14 protein-coding genes, 1 tRNA gene and 1 pseudogene are annotated in these 14,926 nt (G+C 56.7%); 6 read left to right on the plus strand and 10 right to left on the minus strand.

The annotated features are described in order from the left end of the window. Positions 1 to 59: 59 nt before the first annotated feature. From OSH09_RS13035 to OSH09_RS13080, 10 genes and pseudogenes are all read right to left on the minus strand, one after another. Positions 60 to 257: pseudogene (locus tag OSH09_RS13035) on the minus strand (hypothetical protein); the annotation flags it as partial. 132 nt (positions 258 to 389) lie between these two features. Then, entirely contained in the window at positions 390 to 1,481 is a 1,092-nt protein-coding gene (gene ychF / locus OSH09_RS13040; protein ID WP_207873271.1) for a redox-regulated ATPase YchF, read from the minus strand. Between the two features lie 130 nt (positions 1,482 to 1,611). Next, positions 1,612 to 2,430 carry a CPBP family glutamic-type intramembrane protease gene (locus OSH09_RS13045; RefSeq protein WP_207873270.1) on the minus strand — a complete coding sequence of 273 codons (819 nt, stop codon included), beginning with the start codon at positions 2,428 to 2,430 and terminating at the stop codon, positions 1,612 to 1,614. A gap of 3 nt (positions 2,431 to 2,433) precedes the next feature. Next, a complete protein-coding gene (pth, locus tag OSH09_RS13050; protein WP_189391754.1) occupies positions 2,434 to 3,030 on the minus strand; it encodes an aminoacyl-tRNA hydrolase in 597 nt (198 codons plus the stop codon). Between the two features lie 128 nt (positions 3,031 to 3,158). After that, the gene (locus OSH09_RS13055) at positions 3,159 to 3,758 is read right to left on the minus strand and encodes a 50S ribosomal protein L25/general stress protein Ctc (RefSeq protein WP_266121205.1); all 600 of its coding nucleotides are present in this window, start codon (positions 3,756 to 3,758) and stop codon (positions 3,159 to 3,161) included. Between the two features lie 97 nt (positions 3,759 to 3,855). Further along, positions 3,856 to 4,806 (minus strand): ribose-phosphate pyrophosphokinase, encoded by a 951-nt coding sequence (locus tag OSH09_RS13060; RefSeq protein ID WP_042483022.1) that lies wholly within the window; start codon positions 4,804 to 4,806, stop codon positions 3,856 to 3,858. A 105-nt stretch (positions 4,807 to 4,911) separates the two neighbouring features. Next, positions 4,912 to 4,988 (minus strand) — tRNA-Gln (locus OSH09_RS13065). Between the two features lie 5 nt (positions 4,989 to 4,993). After that, on the minus strand, positions 4,994 to 5,932 hold the full coding sequence (ispE, locus tag OSH09_RS13070) for a 4-(cytidine 5'-diphospho)-2-C-methyl-D-erythritol kinase (RefSeq protein WP_266121206.1): 939 nt from the start codon (positions 5,930 to 5,932) through the stop codon (positions 4,994 to 4,996). Between the two features lie 20 nt (positions 5,933 to 5,952). Beyond that, positions 5,953 to 6,549 (minus strand): outer membrane lipoprotein LolB, encoded by a 597-nt coding sequence (locus OSH09_RS13075; protein WP_266121207.1) that lies wholly within the window; start codon positions 6,547 to 6,549, stop codon positions 5,953 to 5,955. Next, on the minus strand, positions 6,546 to 8,291 hold the full coding sequence (locus OSH09_RS13080) for a tetratricopeptide repeat protein (protein WP_243430210.1): 1,746 nt from the start codon (positions 8,289 to 8,291) through the stop codon (positions 6,546 to 6,548). The genes OSH09_RS13075 and OSH09_RS13080 overlap by 4 nt, the downstream gene beginning before the upstream one ends. Positions 8,292 to 8,413: 122 nt before the next feature. Here OSH09_RS13080 and mutM point away from each other — a divergent pair, with 122 nt between their 5' ends. From mutM to fahA, 6 genes are all read left to right on the plus strand, one after another. Further along, positions 8,414 to 9,241: a bifunctional DNA-formamidopyrimidine glycosylase/DNA-(apurinic or apyrimidinic site) lyase gene (gene mutM, locus OSH09_RS13085; RefSeq protein WP_266121208.1), complete on the plus strand. Its 828-nt coding sequence runs from the start codon at positions 8,414 to 8,416 to the stop codon at positions 9,239 to 9,241. Positions 9,242 to 9,403: 162 nt separating this feature from the next. After that, positions 9,404 to 10,360 carry an MBL fold metallo-hydrolase gene (locus OSH09_RS13090; RefSeq protein ID WP_266121209.1) on the plus strand — a complete coding sequence of 319 codons (957 nt, stop codon included), beginning with the start codon at positions 9,404 to 9,406 and terminating at the stop codon, positions 10,358 to 10,360. Positions 10,361 to 10,384: 24 nt separating this feature from the next. Then, positions 10,385 to 12,058, plus strand: coding sequence for an FAD-dependent oxidoreductase (locus OSH09_RS13095; protein ID WP_266121210.1), 1,674 nt, complete (start codon positions 10,385 to 10,387; stop codon positions 12,056 to 12,058). Then, entirely contained in the window at positions 12,046 to 12,255 is a 210-nt protein-coding gene (locus OSH09_RS13100; protein ID WP_207873262.1) for a DUF2783 domain-containing protein, read from the plus strand. Before OSH09_RS13095 ends, OSH09_RS13100 begins: the two co-directional genes overlap by 13 nt. 15 nt (positions 12,256 to 12,270) lie before the next feature. Beyond that, positions 12,271 to 13,575 (plus strand): homogentisate 1,2-dioxygenase, encoded by a 1,305-nt coding sequence (hmgA, locus tag OSH09_RS13105; protein WP_207873261.1) that lies wholly within the window; start codon positions 12,271 to 12,273, stop codon positions 13,573 to 13,575. Continuing rightward, positions 13,572 to 14,897: a fumarylacetoacetase gene (gene fahA / locus OSH09_RS13110; protein WP_266121211.1), complete on the plus strand. Its 1,326-nt coding sequence runs from the start codon at positions 13,572 to 13,574 to the stop codon at positions 14,895 to 14,897. Before hmgA ends, fahA begins: the two co-directional genes overlap by 4 nt. Positions 14,898 to 14,926 lie beyond the last annotated feature (29 nt).

Genomic DNA, 14,926 nt, shown 5'->3' on the forward strand with positions numbered 1-14,926 from the left:
CTTCAAAAACAGTATTAGCGACACAATCGGGGCGAGCAGGGAAACACCGGTTTATTGAACTAATATGTTGCTTGAACAAGCAGCGGGGGGATGATCAGGCGATTGCTTGAATGGGCTTCTGACAAGCCAAACACATACGTGACTACCTTCTTGAACGTCACTTTTTCACCCACACTGACAAGTCCACGCTCGGCTCGCGCTACTGCATCCAGAAGTGCCAGATCTGCAATGCCCTGCTTACGGGCAAACCGCTCGAACCATGCGCTTTTTGAAAATTCTCACCACAGTCTCAAGCAGAATCTATAACACCAAGTATTATAGATAATGGCAGAAAAATGGCAGGCGCCTGATAGCAGGGGCCTGCCACATCTACACCACTTGCAAGAAGCTTAGACGTTAAACAGGAAGTTCAGCACGTCGCCATCTTTGACGATGTATTCCTTACCTTCAGCGCGCATCTTGCCCGCTTCCTTGGCACCTTGCTCACCCTTGCAGGCTACAAAGTCGTCAAAAGCGATGGTCTGTGCACGAATGAAGCCGCGCTCGAAGTCGGTGTGGATCACGCCAGCGGCTTGAGGGGCGGTGTCACCCACGCGGATGGTCCAGGCGCGAACTTCTTTGACGCCTGCGGTGAAGTAGGTTTGCAGGCCCAGCAAGCTGTAGGCAGCGCGAATTACACGGTTCAAGCCGGGTTCTTCCATACCCAGATCGGACAGGAATTCGATCTTGTCGGCGTCGTCCAGTTCGGCGATTTCGGCTTCGACGGCAGCACATACGGCCACAACAGGAGCGCCATCAGCAGCAGCGTAACTCTGCACGGCTTCCAGGTGGGGGTTGTTGGTGAAGCCGTCTTCTTTCACGTTGGCCACGTACATGGTGGGCTTGGCGGTGATGAAGCCGTAGGATTTGATCTGCAACAGTTCGTCTTCGTCCAGCTTCAGCGAACGTACGGACTTGCCTTGACCCAAGGCTGTCTCAATACGCTCCAGCAAGGCTACCAGTTTGGTCGCGTCTTTGTCGCCAGAGCGGGCCAGCTTCTGGTTGCGGTGTACCGCTTTTTCCACGATACCCAAGTCAGCCAATGCCAATTCGGTGTTGATGATTTCGATGTCAGCCAGGGGGTCCACTTTACCGGCAACGTGAATCACGTTGTCATCGGCAAAACAGCGCACCACGTGCACGGTGGCATCGGTTTCGCGGATGTTGGCCAGGAATTGGTTACCCAGGCCTTCGCCCTTGGATGCACCGGCGACCAGACCAGCAATGTCTACAAATTCCACCACGGCAGGCAGAATGCGCTCGGGGTTCACGATCTTGGCCAGATCTTGCAAACGCTGATCAGGAACTTCGACCACACCGACGTTCGGTTCGATGGTGCAGAAAGGGTAGTTTTCAGCCGCAATGCCGGCTTTGGTCAGAGCGTTGAACAGAGTGGATTTACCAACGTTGGGCAAGCCAACGATGCCGCATTGCAGTGCCATGAGTATCCTGAAAATCAAAGAGTTATAAAACGATGCGCTATTGTAGCGCCCTTGGGCGCTGCAGGGCCTGCAGACGGCTCAGAACAGTCGTGCCGGGGACACAGGATAGCGCGTGGAGATGCCGATTTGCTTAGACGGGGATGCCGTCAAAGAGCTTGAGCAAGCCAATAATCAGCAAGACCGGACCGCCGTTAAAGATGGCGTGCAACACAATCGACGCGCCAATGCCGCGACGCACGCGCAGCCAGGCCAGTACCAGACCCGTCATACATTGAGGCAGTACCAGCATGGGCAACAAGAACCAGCTCGTGCTGTTGAGCTGAAAGTTATACAAATGCAGCGCCCCAAAGGCCAGGGTCATGCCGTAGAACACCCAGGGGAACCAGCGCCAATAACGCCGCATGGAGGAAAATCGCCAGGCTCGCCCTTGCAAGGCCGCCAGGAGCTTGCGCCACCAAGGACTTCCTGCGGGTAAGGCGGTACGAGACAGGCCGGTGTAACGGCTAATCCATAGCGCCAGCCCCAATGCCAGCAAGGCCTGCATGAACCAGCTTGGCCCCTGGAACATCAAGAGCACCGCCAGCGGGACTACCGTCAGCCATTGTGATGGCCGTCGGAGTACAAAGCGGAAAACCAGCTCTTCCACGATGGGTGCCCAGATGATGGCTTGTACCCAAGGAATATTAGTAGGGTCCAGCCGGTGTTGAGCACCGCCTACTCCGGCTACGGAGACCGCAATCGGCCCCAGCACCAGAGCGTTAATCAGCCACAGCATGCCCGCCCATTGCAGCATGCGCTTCCAGGGCAAGGGAGCAAACCAATCCAGATACCAGCCATCTCCTTGCACTCTGCCGGGCAAGCGCCGGGCGCTACGGGGATGACGCAGAAAATGGAAAAAATCTTTGAGTTCGTCCCGGAAACGCATCTGGCTGCTTGGCGCTGGCGTCATGCTTCAGGCCTTCTGCGGCGCGTGAAGCTGGCGGGTCGCCTGTTCAAAGTCGCCACGCAGCAAAGCAGGCATCATGATGCGGCAACGGTTCATACCGTCTTCAATCTCGCGCAATTCTTCATTGCGGGGGGTATGCAGCACGAAGTTCACCACTTGCTGGGCCAGCCCCAAGGTACGGGGATGACCGATACCCAGGCGTAAACGCCAGAAATCCGGTGTACCAAAAGCAGATTGGATGTCACGCAGGCCGTTATGCCCGGCGTGCCCACCGCCTTTTTTCATCTTGACCTGACCTGGCAGCAAATCCAGCTCATCGTGCAAGACCAGCACTTGCTCGGGTTTGAGCTTGTAGAAACGCATCAAGGCTCCGGCTGCCTGCCCGGATTTATTCATGAAGGTTATGGGTTTGGCGATGATGACGTTCTCACCTTCAAAGCGCGCTTTGGCGACCCAGGAAAAAAAGGATTTTTCCAGGTTGAAGGAGGCATGCAAATCATCGGCCAACTGGTCTGCCAGCCAAAAACCCGCATTATGACGGGTGGTTTCGTACTCGGGGCCAGGATTACCCAGGCCGACAATCAAACGGATAGGCTCAGACATGAATGTTTTCGCAGGAAGCAGCTACATCGGCAAGGATGCAGGCACAAATAACAAACCCCCGCCAGCATACGCTGACAGGGGTTGATTCGCCAAGCTGTCTGCCGACCGAAGCCAGCAGGCAATCTTGATTACTCGGCGCTTTCTTCTGTTTCTTCCGAAGCAGCAGCACCACCACCAACTGGCAGAGCAGCAGCCAGCAGAGGGTTGGCGTCGTTGCCAGCGTAAGTCACACCACGTGGCAGCTTGATGCTGTCCAGGTGCAAGTTGGCGTTGGCAGTCATGCCGCTCAGGTCCACAGTGATGGACGCAGGCAGGTTACCTGGCAAGCAGGTGATTTCCAGGTCGGTCAGGATGTGGCTGATAACTTGGCTGCTCAGCTTGACGGCTGGGGACACATCGCCACCTTCAAAGTTCAAAGGAACTTTGGTGGTGATGGCTTGCGAAGCCAGAACGCGTTGGAAATCAACGTGCAGAACTTGCTGCTTGTATGGGTGCCACTGAACCGAGCGCAACAGCACTTTTTCAGCTTTACCGTCCAGTTCCATCGTCAGGATGGAAGCGTGGAAGGCTTCTTTGCGCAGGTTGTGGTAAGTCTCGTTATGATCCAGAGAGATCACGACGGGCTGTTCTTCGCCACCGTAAACAATAGCAGGAACTCGGCCAGCGTGACGCAGGCGGCGGCTCGCACTCGTACCTTGTACATCACGCGACGTAGCGGTGAATTTCATGGAAAACTCCAATTTGCAGGATCATCAGATCACTGCGAAAAAACGGTAGTTGCCTACCTAGTTGACGTGTGCCGCGACCAGCACACGCTAAAAAAACTTAGTCAGTGAACAAGGAGCTGACGGATTCGGCGTTCGAGATACGCAAGATGGTCTCGCCCAACAATGCTGCACAGGACAGTTGGCGGATCTTGCTGCACTCGCGGGCCTTGGCGGACAAAGGAATCGTGTCCGTCACAACCAACTCGTTCAATTGAGAATGCGTAATACGTTCGATGGCTTCGCCCGAGAGCACAGGGTGCGTACAGTAGGCGTAAACCGCCTTGGCACCACGCTCTTTCAGCGCTTCAGCCGCCTTGCACAGCGTACCGGCCGTATCCACCATGTCATCCATCAGGATGCAGGTGCGTCCGTTGACGTCACCAATGATGTTCATGACTTCGGAGACGTTGGCGCGTGGGCGGCGCTTGTCGATAATAGCCAGATCCACTTCCAGTTGCTTGGCCAGTGCACGTGCGCGCACCACACCGCCGATGTCAGGCGAAACAACCACCATGTCCTGGTAGTTACAGCGCCAGATATCGCCCAGCAAAATGGGGGAAGCGTAGATATTGTCGACAGGGATATCGAAGAAACCCTGGATTTGGTCAGCGTGCAGATCCATCATCATGACGCGATCAACACCAACCACTTGCAACATATTGGCTACGACCTTGGCAGAGATCGACACACGCGCCGAACGGGGGCGTCGATCCTGGCGGGCGTAACCAAAGTAAGGGATGGCAGCAGTGATGCGACCGGCCGAAGCACGGCGCAAGGCATCGACCATCACCATGATTTCCATCAGATTGTCGTTGGTGGGAGCGCAGGTGGGTTGCAGAACAAAAACATCGCGACCGCGCACGTTCTCGTTAATTTCAACCATGGCTTCCCCGTCAGAGAAGCGACCCACCGTCATTTTCCCCAGCGACATATCAAGGTGGTTGACGACATCGACAGCAAGGCGAGGATTAGCCGTGCCGGTGAAGATCATGAATCGGTCTTGTGCCATGATGGGAGATAGATTTTTGATGCAGGAAAAGCAAAGCTGTTGATCGGGACCTCGTTAAGGCAACGACTCAACAGCTTTACATTATCGCAGGCTAGGCCTGAAAGGTGGCTGGGGAAGAAGGATTCGAACCTTCGCATGCTGGAATCAAAATCCAGTGCCTTAACCAGCTTGGCGATTCCCCAAATACTTACTTAATCCAGTAGCGTAGTGGATGATCTTGCAATCCAGAACAAACCCAAGTTTGTTCGACCAGCAACTTATCACCACTTGTTTCTGTGCTACCAGAAAAATCTATTTTACTGCTATTTCGGTCAATTTCAACTTGACCGTTCATGGCACTTTGCTTGTCTCTGCACTCAACAAACAAACAAGAACCTGAGCCCGTCATTCTAGCATTCAATTTTAAACTTTGCAAACCCTGTTTTAAATTTTCTAAATCAGGATAAAGACTGAATGCGACTGACTCCAGATTGTTTCTGCCAAAATAAGGATTGTTGTCCTTGAATTGCCAGAATTTTTCTTGCCAATCAGTAAAGAACGTCATTGTGATAGGTTTCTCATCACGTGTCAAGCATTCGGAGCTAAATATTTTTCCGGTGGATATAAATTGCGGCGGCCGGATGATCAGGTAGTCCCGGGGAGGCATCTGAATAGCTTGCAACTGCTCGCCTACCCCTTCGGCAAAAGCGGCCTGCCCAAATACGAATACGGGAACATCGGCGCCCAAGGGCAAGGCAATATCCATCAGGGCCTGACGGCTCAGACCCAAACCCCATAAGCGGTTCAACGCGATCAAGGTGGTGGCCGCATCGCTGGAGCCTCCTCCCATGCCGGCACCGGAAGGAATGTTCTTGATGCAAGAGATGTCCACGCCCTGATGGGTCCCGGTCGCTCGCTGCAAGGCACGGGCGGCTTTGATGACCAGATCTTGTTCGGGCTCTACATCGCTTAAGGTGCTGTGTGCCCGATGGATCTGAGCATCGCTACGCGGTACAAAGCTCAGGTAGTCATTCAGATCAACAAAACGAAAGGCCGTTTGCAGGAAATGGTAGCCGTCATCTCGACGGCCCGTGACATGCAAAAACAGATTGATCTTGGCCGGAGCCGGGACATGATAGAGCGCCATTACACAAACCTGCTCGGGCTTTACTGATCCACAACCAGACGCACACTGATAGAGCGGCTGGATTCATGACGATTCAGTTGCAGCAAGCGCGGCCCCTGCTCGTCGTAACGCGATAGCGTCACGCGCCAGCCAGACTGCTCGAAACTGCTCAGCTTTTGCTGATCATCCCGGCGTTCGCTCTGAACCGGGGCGCTACCCGTGCGGCCATGCAGCCAGTCACGCAAACCGGCGACGGGCACGGGACTGCCCAGAACCTGTTCAACCAGAGCATCGGGATGGGAAGCCACTTCCTGGCTGCCGTCCGTACGCTCCAGCATGGCCTGGCCGGGCAAGACCCAGACACGCGCCAAGGTGTTACCCAGAGGATTGCTCAAGTCCAGCATGAGCTTGTGACCATCATCGCGCCAGGAAAATCCACCCTGCACGGCTTCCACCTGAGAGCTGGAATGAGTCACGCTCAGTGCAAAACGGCCGGAGCGCGACAAGGTCGATGCCGCAGACGCTGCATCGGTAGCGCCGCCAATTTCAGGTTTGGGAGGAGTCGCACAAGCACTGAGCAAAGCCACCAAGGCCAGGGCCCCTGCTCGGGACCAAACTCGCTGTTTCAAGATACTCACGGCAGCGGCACTCCCAGGCGCTTAATGGTTTCCATCAATGTGCGGTTCTCCGCATCTTTGCTCAAGCCTGCCCGGAATACCAAGAGGGCATCATCACGGCGGCCTTTCACCCACAAGACTTCACCCAGGTGAGCCGCCACATCGGCTTCAGGCAGACGTTCGTAAGAGCGCTGCAAATATTCCAGTGCCGCTTGCAAGTCACCAATACGGAACAGATACCAGCCTACGCTATCCAGAATATAGGGATTGTCCGGCTCCAGCTCCATGGCGCGTTCCAGCAAGTCCTGCGCCTCATCCATGCGACGGTTCTGATCTGCGTAGGTATAGCCCAAGGCGTTATACGCGTTGGCATGATCCGGGCGCAACTCAATGACGCGACGCATCAAGGTTTCAAACTGATCGTGCTTGGCGCGCTGCTCGTACAGCATGGCCAGGTTGTATTTGATCTCGGCGCTATCAGGCAACTCACGGTCGGCACGCTCCAGCACTTCCAACGCCTGATCCGTACGGCCGCTATCTTGATAGATAGAGGAATAGGTCAAGGCCACCACGACCTGCTCACTCATGTCGCGCGGGCGGGAGTTTTCCAGGGTACGACGCGCCTGGGGCAAGTTGCCCTGGCGGGCTTGCAAGACAGCTTTATGAATCTGAGCCTGAAAGCGCAAGGCTGGCTCTTCAATCAGATCCAACTGACGAATGGCCTCATTCATGTCACCTTGGGCTTCAGCAATCTGCACCAGGGACAAGCGGGCTTCAGAAATACTGGCCAAGGCCGTGCTGACGGCATCATTCAAAGACTGGCGGCGCTGCTGCTGAACGGCAATATATTGCTCCAGCAGTTGGCGGGCCTGATCAAACTCCTGGGCGCGAATATGAATTTCGGCCTGGGTATAGAGCAAATCAAAATCTTCAGGATTGGCTCGCTGCAAAGCGGTGACAATGGCCTGGGCCTCGTCAAACTGCTGACGCTCCACCAAGCGATTGGCAAGCAGCAGTTGCAGTTTCCGGCTGTCCGGATTGGCTCGCACAAACGTACGCGCACTTTGCAAGGCAGCCGAAGGATCAATCTTGATTCCGTATTCCAGCACACGTTGCGCTGCGGCTTCGGAATGCGGGTCCAGTTTCAGGGCTTCGCGCGCCTCACGGTCCGCCCGCGCCATGTCGCCAGCACTCCAGGCTGTATCGGCCAAGGCTAAACGGGCAATAGGCAATGAGCGCACCGGTTGCTGCAAAGCCTTGTCCAGCACTTCCAGCGCCAGACGGCGATCCACCATTTTGCTGACCATGCTCATGGCTTGCACTACGGCCTGCTCTTTATCCTGGGCGCGAGAGATACGCAGCCACAAGGCATCGGCCAAGCCTTCGGTCTGACCGCTGGAAGCTTCCAGGGCCAGAGCTGTCGCTTTAGCTTCGGGGTCATTGGGAGCGAGCAAAGCCCACTCTTTGGCAGCTCGCAAGGCACGACCCAAGTCACGGTCGGCCATGGCGTATTGAAAGGCATTTTGAGCCAGACGAGGATCGCTGGTGTCACGCGCCAAGGACAGGAAGGTCTGGCTGGCAACGTCGTATTCACCACGCGAAGCAGCCACTTCGGCAACCAGAATGCGATACAGAATGTCCGGGGTCAGGCCGACCAAAGGCAATTGCCCGCTGCGCAAACGGATCTTGTCAGCAGGCGGCTCCGCCTTGAGTATGGGAAGTGATGGTTGTGCTTGCACCGAAACCGCTGCAAGCAACGACATCAGGCCCAGCTTTAGTGCTAAGGTCAGAGCATTCATCCAGAAAAACCCGTGCCGTGATACGCGCGACAAAACGCCCGATGGCACAATAAAGGAATCAGATTTGTTGATGGTATCACCCCCCCATGCCTGAACTGCCAGAAGTTGAAACAACTCGTCGCGGAATTGCGACGCTTATCCAGGGAAAAATTGTCCGGCAATTCCTGGTTCACGAGCCTCGTCTGCGCTGGCCCGTGCCTGCCTCTTTGCCGCAATGGATTGAAGGCCAGGCTGTCCAGAACTGCGCGCGTCGCGGCAAATACTTGTTGTTGCATTTTGAACAAGGCGTCCAGATCATCCATTTGGGCATGTCCGGTTCCTTGCGTCGTGTGGCCCTGGATGAAGAGCGCCGCAAACATGATCATGCGGAATGGATCTTTGATGAGGCCCGCTTCCTGCTGCACGACCCACGACGATTTGGTGCGATATTATGGCACGCCCATAGGGACGGCCCTCTGGAAAACCACCCGTTGCTACGTACTTTAGGTGTCGAACCTTTTGACCCTTTGTTTACGCCTGAACATCTGCACCGGCATTTGCAAGGACGACGTGTGGCCATCAAACAAGCTCTGCTGGGCGGCAAGATTGTGGTGGGCGTGGGCAATATCTACGCCTCTGAATCCCTGTTTCTGGCCGGTATCCACCCGGAACTGCCTGCTGGCGAAGTCTCTTTGCACCGTTGCGAGAAGCTGCATGCGGCTGTCTTGAGCACCTTGCAATCCGCTTTGGACTCCGGCGGCAGCACCTTGCGCGACTACGTCAACGCCAGCGGCGAACCGGGCGCCTACTTCGATATTTATGCCAATGTCTATGAGCGTGTCGGCAAACCCTGCCCACGCTGCCAGCAGCCTATCAAACGGATAGTCCAAGGCCAACGCGCGACCTATTACTGCTCGCGCTGCCAGCGCCGCTAAGTCCCCCTTCTCTCTCTATATAGCGCCTGATGCCAAATACGGCAGGCAGGCGCTCGTCTGCATTTTTCAATTGTCCCTACCCTATTCAGGTATTCACCTATATCTAACTGATTCGCCATAAACTAATCTGACACCATCCCTATCGACTGTGGAGTCATTTTCATGAGCAAGTCCTTCGCCTCGCATAACGACCTGGAAGACAAAGTCGTTGCCTTTGAAAAACTGTCCGACAACGCCTACGCCTATACGGCTGAAGGTGATCCGAATACGGGCATCATCATCGGTGACGAGGCCATTATGGTGATCGACACCCAGGCCACGCCTGTCATGGCCGAAGACGTGATTCGCCGCATCCGCGAAGTCAGCGACAAACCCATCAAATATGTCTTGCTGTCGCACTACCACGCCGTACGTGTGCTGGGTGCCTCGGCCTACGATGCCCAGGAAATCCTGGCCAGCCGAGATACCTACGACCTGATCGTGGAACGTGGCGAGCAAGACAAGGCCAGCGAAATTGGCCGCTTCCCCCGCCTGTTCCGCAACGCCGAATCCATTCCTCCCGGCCTGACCTGGCCCACCATGACCTTTGAAGGTCACATGACGGTAGACCTGGGCAATCTGGAAGTGCACCTGATGCAAGTGGGCCGTGGCCACACCAAGGGCGACACCATTGCCTGGTTGCCCAAACAAAAAATTCTGTTTGCCGGTGACCTGGTTGAATACCAATCCACCCCATACGCAGGCGACTGCTACTTCCGCGAATGGCCCCGCACACTGGACCGCCTGGGCGACTTCAAAGCCGAACAAATGGTGCCTGGCCGTGGCCCTGCCCTGAAGAACGCCACCGAAGTGCGCCAAGCCCTGGCTGGCACACGCGCGTTTTTGACAGACCTGTACTCCAGCGTGCAGCAAGGCGCAGCCGCCGGTAACGATCTGAAGACCATTTACCGCGAAACCTACGATTTCATGAAGCCTCGCTACGCAGACTGGGTCATTTTTGATCACTGCATGCCCTTTGACGTGTCCCGTGCCTACGACGAAGTGAACGGCCACGAAGACCCACGCATCTGGACCGCCGAGCGCGATCTGGAAATGTGGAAACAGCTCGAAGGCCAGTAAGACGCAAGACCAGGGAGAAAGAAAATGGGAGACATTAATTACCAGACCCTGGAGCTGACGCAAGCGCCTCCACCGGCCAGCCATACCCGCCACCCTGTTGTGGTAGTGGGTGCGGGCCCGGTGGGGCTGACCATGGCCCTGGACCTGGCGGCCAAAGGCCACCGGGTCGTAGTCCTGGACGATGACACCAGTCTGTCCAAAGGATCGCGGGCCATTTGCTTTGCCAAACGCACTCTGGATATCTGGGACCGATTAGGCGTGGGCTCACGCATGATGGACAAAGGAGTGTCCTGGAATGTGGGCAAGGTTTTTTTCCGCAACCAGGAAGTCTGGAGCTTTAATCTGCGGCCCGAAGAAGGCCACCAGCGCCCCGCCTTTATCAATTTGCAGCAGTACTACTGCGAAGGCTATCTGTACGAAGCCGTCTGCGCCCAGCCCCTGATCGAGCTGCGTTCCGGCCATAAAGTGCTGAACGTGGTGAATCAGAAAGAAGGCGTGCATCTGGATGTAGAAACCCAGCAAGGCAATTACACACTGGAAGCCGAATGGCTGCTGGCCTGCGACGGCTCGCGCTCGGCCATTCGCCGTGCTTTGGGCGAGAGCAGCAGCGGACGCGTGTTCAAAGACCGTTTTCTGATTGCAGACGTACGCATGCAGGCCGACTTCCCCGCCGAGCGCTGGTTCTGGTTTGACCCGCCTTTCCATCCCAATCAATCTGTTCTGCTGCACAGCCAGCCGGACAATGTCTGGCGTATCGACTTCCAATTGGGCTGGGATGCCGACCCGGTTGACGCCGTCAAACCAGAAAACGTGCTGCCCCGCATTCGCGCCCTTCTGGGTGCCGACGCCCCCTTTGAGCTGGAATGGGTCAGCATTTACACCTTTGCCTGCGAGCGCATGGAGCGCTTCCGCCATGGCCGTATTCTATTCGCCGGTGATTCGGCCCACCGTGTATCGCCTTTTGGCGCACGCGGTGCCAACAGCGGCATCCAGGACGCCGACAATCTGGCCTGGAAGCTGAATCTGGTTCTGAATGCCCAGGCTCCCGACAGCCTGCTGGACAGCTACAGCCATGAACGTGAATTGGCCGCGGACGAGAATATTCGCCACTCCAGCCGTTCGACCGACTTCATCACCCCCAAAAGCGAAATTAGCCGCCTGTTCCGTGATGCCGCCCTGATTCTGGCTCGCCGCCACGCCTTTGCCCGTGTGCTGGTCAATAGCGGTCGCCTGTCTTTGCCTAGCGCCTACCCGGACAGCCCCTTGAATACGGCTGACGAACACAAATTTGCTCCTAATTCCACGCCACTGGGTGCGTGCGTGCCCGACGCGCCTATCGAACAAAACGGTCAGGACGGCTGGTGGCTGGGTCAACTAGGCACCGGTTTTACGCTGCTGGAATTTGGTGAAAGCCAAGTCAGCCATCCCGAAGCCGTGGATGAGCTGGTCGCCCAGGGCTTGTTAAGCCGCGTGCGCGTCTGGCCTATTGGCACTAGTCCCGAACAAGCCCAAGGTGGCCTGATCGACAGCCAGGATATGCTGCGCCAGCGTTACGACGCCCAGCCCGGCACCTGCTATCTGATTCGCCCCGACCAACATCTGTGCGCCCGTTGGCGTCATCTGGATGGTCATGCTGTCCAGGCTGCCGTACACAAAGCCTGTGGCCATTTCCTGGAGAGTGCTTCATGCCTACACTGAATACCGATACCCCCCTGGAACGGGCTGATGATTTCTACCAAATGTTGATTGACGCCCACCAAGGCCTGAGCACAGCACAAAGCCATGCCATGAATGCTGCTTTGGTGCTCTTGCTGTGCAATCATGTCGGCTCGCTGGATGTGATCAAGCAAGCCTTGGACGCCGCCCGCCAGACCTGCCTGGAGCAGGCTGCCTGAATCTGGAGACCCACGATGAGCTCTTTGAATTATCAGATTGGTTTTGGTAACGCCTTTGCCACCGAGGCCCTGCCCGGTGCACTGCCGATTGGACGCAATTCGCCGCAACGCTGCCCCTACGGCCTGTATGCAGAGCAGTTGTCCGGCACGGCCTTTACCGCGCCACGCGCCGAGAATCGCCGCTCCTGGCTGTACCGCATTCGTCCCAGCGCCAAACAAGGTGCGTTTACGGCTTTTGAAGGTGCTCCTCACTGGAATGAAGATTTCGGCCAGGGCCCAGCCAATCCCAATCGTTTGCGCTGGAGCCCCTTGAACCACCCCAGCACCCCCACAGATTTTCTGGCTGGGGTGCACACCTGGGCAGGCAATGGCAGCAGTGATTCGCAAAGCGGTATTGCCATCCATCTGTACGCCATCAACCAGTCCATGGGACGGCGCGTGTTCTACAACGCCGATGCCGAAATGCTGTTCGTTCCCGACCACGGCCGCCTGCGTCTGGTCAGTGAACTGGGCATCATGGAGATCGAGCCTTGCGAGATTGCTGTCATGCCGCGCGGTGTGCGCTTCAAGGTCGAGTTGCTGGACGATACCGCTCGTGGCTATCTGCTGGAAAACTTCGGTGCTCCCCTGCGTTTGCCTGAACTGGGTCCCATCGGCTCCAACGGTCTGGCCAATGCTCGCGACTTTAAAACCCCGGTTGCCTGGTACGAAGATGTCAGCGAACCTCACGAGCTGATCACCAAATTCACGGGTGGCTTCTGGGTCGCCCAACTGACGCACTCGCCACTGGACGTTGTGGCCTGGCACGGCACGCACGCACCGTACAAATATGATTTGCGCGACTTCAATGTGATTGGCTCGATCAGCTACGATCACCCCGATCCATGCATTTTCAGCGTGCTGACTTCGCCATCCGACACCCCCGGCACCGCCAATCTGGACTTTGCGATTTTCCCGCCTCGCATTCTGGCTATGGAAAACACCTTCCGTCCACCGTGGTTCCACCGTAACTACGCCAGCGAGTTCATGGGCCTGATCCAGGGCGTGTACGATGCCAAGGCCGACGGTTTTGCTCCTGGCGGCTCCAGCCTGCACAATTGCATGAGCCCGCACGGCCCCGATGCCAGCACCTTTGACAAGGCCAGCAGTGCGGATCTGAGCAAGGCAGACTATCTGCGCGGTACGATGGCCTTTATGTTCGAGACCCGCAAAGTCATCCGCCCCTCGCCACAAGCCTTGCAAAGCAGCAGCCTGCAGGCCAATTACGATGCCGTCTGGGACGGATTGGAAAAACACTTCTCTACGGAACAAAAGGCATGACCCGTATTTATCTGAATGACACACACGACCCCAAGCTGCAAAGCTGGGTGCCCGGCGCGAACGAAACCGATAACGGTTTCCCCATCCAGAATCTGCCCTTTGCCGTGGCCCGTCGCCGTGACAATCAGGAGGACTTCCGCGTCATGGTGGCCATTGGCCCTTACGCGCTGGACCTGGGCCTGCTGGCCTGCGATACCCCCTGGAAAGGCAAGGCGGCTGAAGCCTTGGCCGCTTGCGTCAAACCGGCTTTGAATCCCTTGATGGCATTGGGGCAGGAACACTGGAGCGCCTTGCGTGCAGCGCTGTCTCACGATCTGCGCGAAGGCTCGTCCGCCGAATCGCGCCTGCGTCCCATGCTGATCGACCGCAGCAAGCTGGAGTACGCCCTGCCCGCGCAGATTGGCGACTACACCGACTTCTACATTTCCGTGCACCACGCCACGGCCATCGGCAAGCAATTCCGCCCGGATGCCCCGCTGCTGCCCAATTACAAATGGGTGCCCATCGGCTACCACGGCCGTGCGTCCAGCATTGGAGTCTCTGGTCAGCAATTCCCGCGTCCAATTGGGCAAACTCGTCCACCTGAAGGTCAGGAAACGCCGAATTTCGGCCCTTGCCAGCGCCTGGACTTCGAGCTGGAAATGGGCATTCTGATCGGCAAGGGAAACGAGGCGGGTCGCCGTATCCCTATCGGTGAAGCCAACGAGCACGTTTTCGGTCTGTGCCTGTTCAACGATTGGTCGGCGCGCGATCTGCAAGCTTGGGAATACCAGCCTCTGGGTCCATTCCTGGCCAAGAACTTTGCATCTACCATCTCTCCCTGGGTAGTCACGCTGGAAGCTCTGGCCCCCTTCCGTCGCCCCTTCAGCCGCCCCGAGTCTGACCCACAGCCTTTGCCCTATCTGCAAGATCAGGCGAATCAGGACGGCGGTGTTCTGGACGTGGAGCTGGAGGTGTATCTGAGCACCGAGCAGTCCCGTCAGCAAAAGAAAGACCCCGCTCTGCTGTCGCGCAGCAACTTCAAGGAAGCCTACTGGACTGTGGCCCAACTGGTGGCGCACCACAGCGTCAACGGCTGCAATCTGCAAACCGGCGACCTGCTGGGTACCGGCACCTTGTCCGGCCCGGCCAAGGGGCAGGAAGGCTCTTTGCTGGAGATGAACCAGGGCGGCAAGAACCCCATTGATCTGCCTTGGGGTGAACAGCGCAAATTCCTGGAAGATCAGGACGAGATCATTTTGAAGGGCCAGTGCCGTCAAGATGGCTATCCCACGCTGTCTTTTGGCGAATGTGCCGGTCGTGTGTTGCCTGCCGTTCTTTAAGCTCAGGCCCGCGAGGGTCTGATTGGCAA

Source organism: Alcaligenes parafaecalis (assembly GCF_026344135.1).
In the GTDB taxonomy this organism is placed as follows: Bacteria; Pseudomonadota; Gammaproteobacteria; order Burkholderiales; family Burkholderiaceae_B; genus Alcaligenes; species Alcaligenes parafaecalis.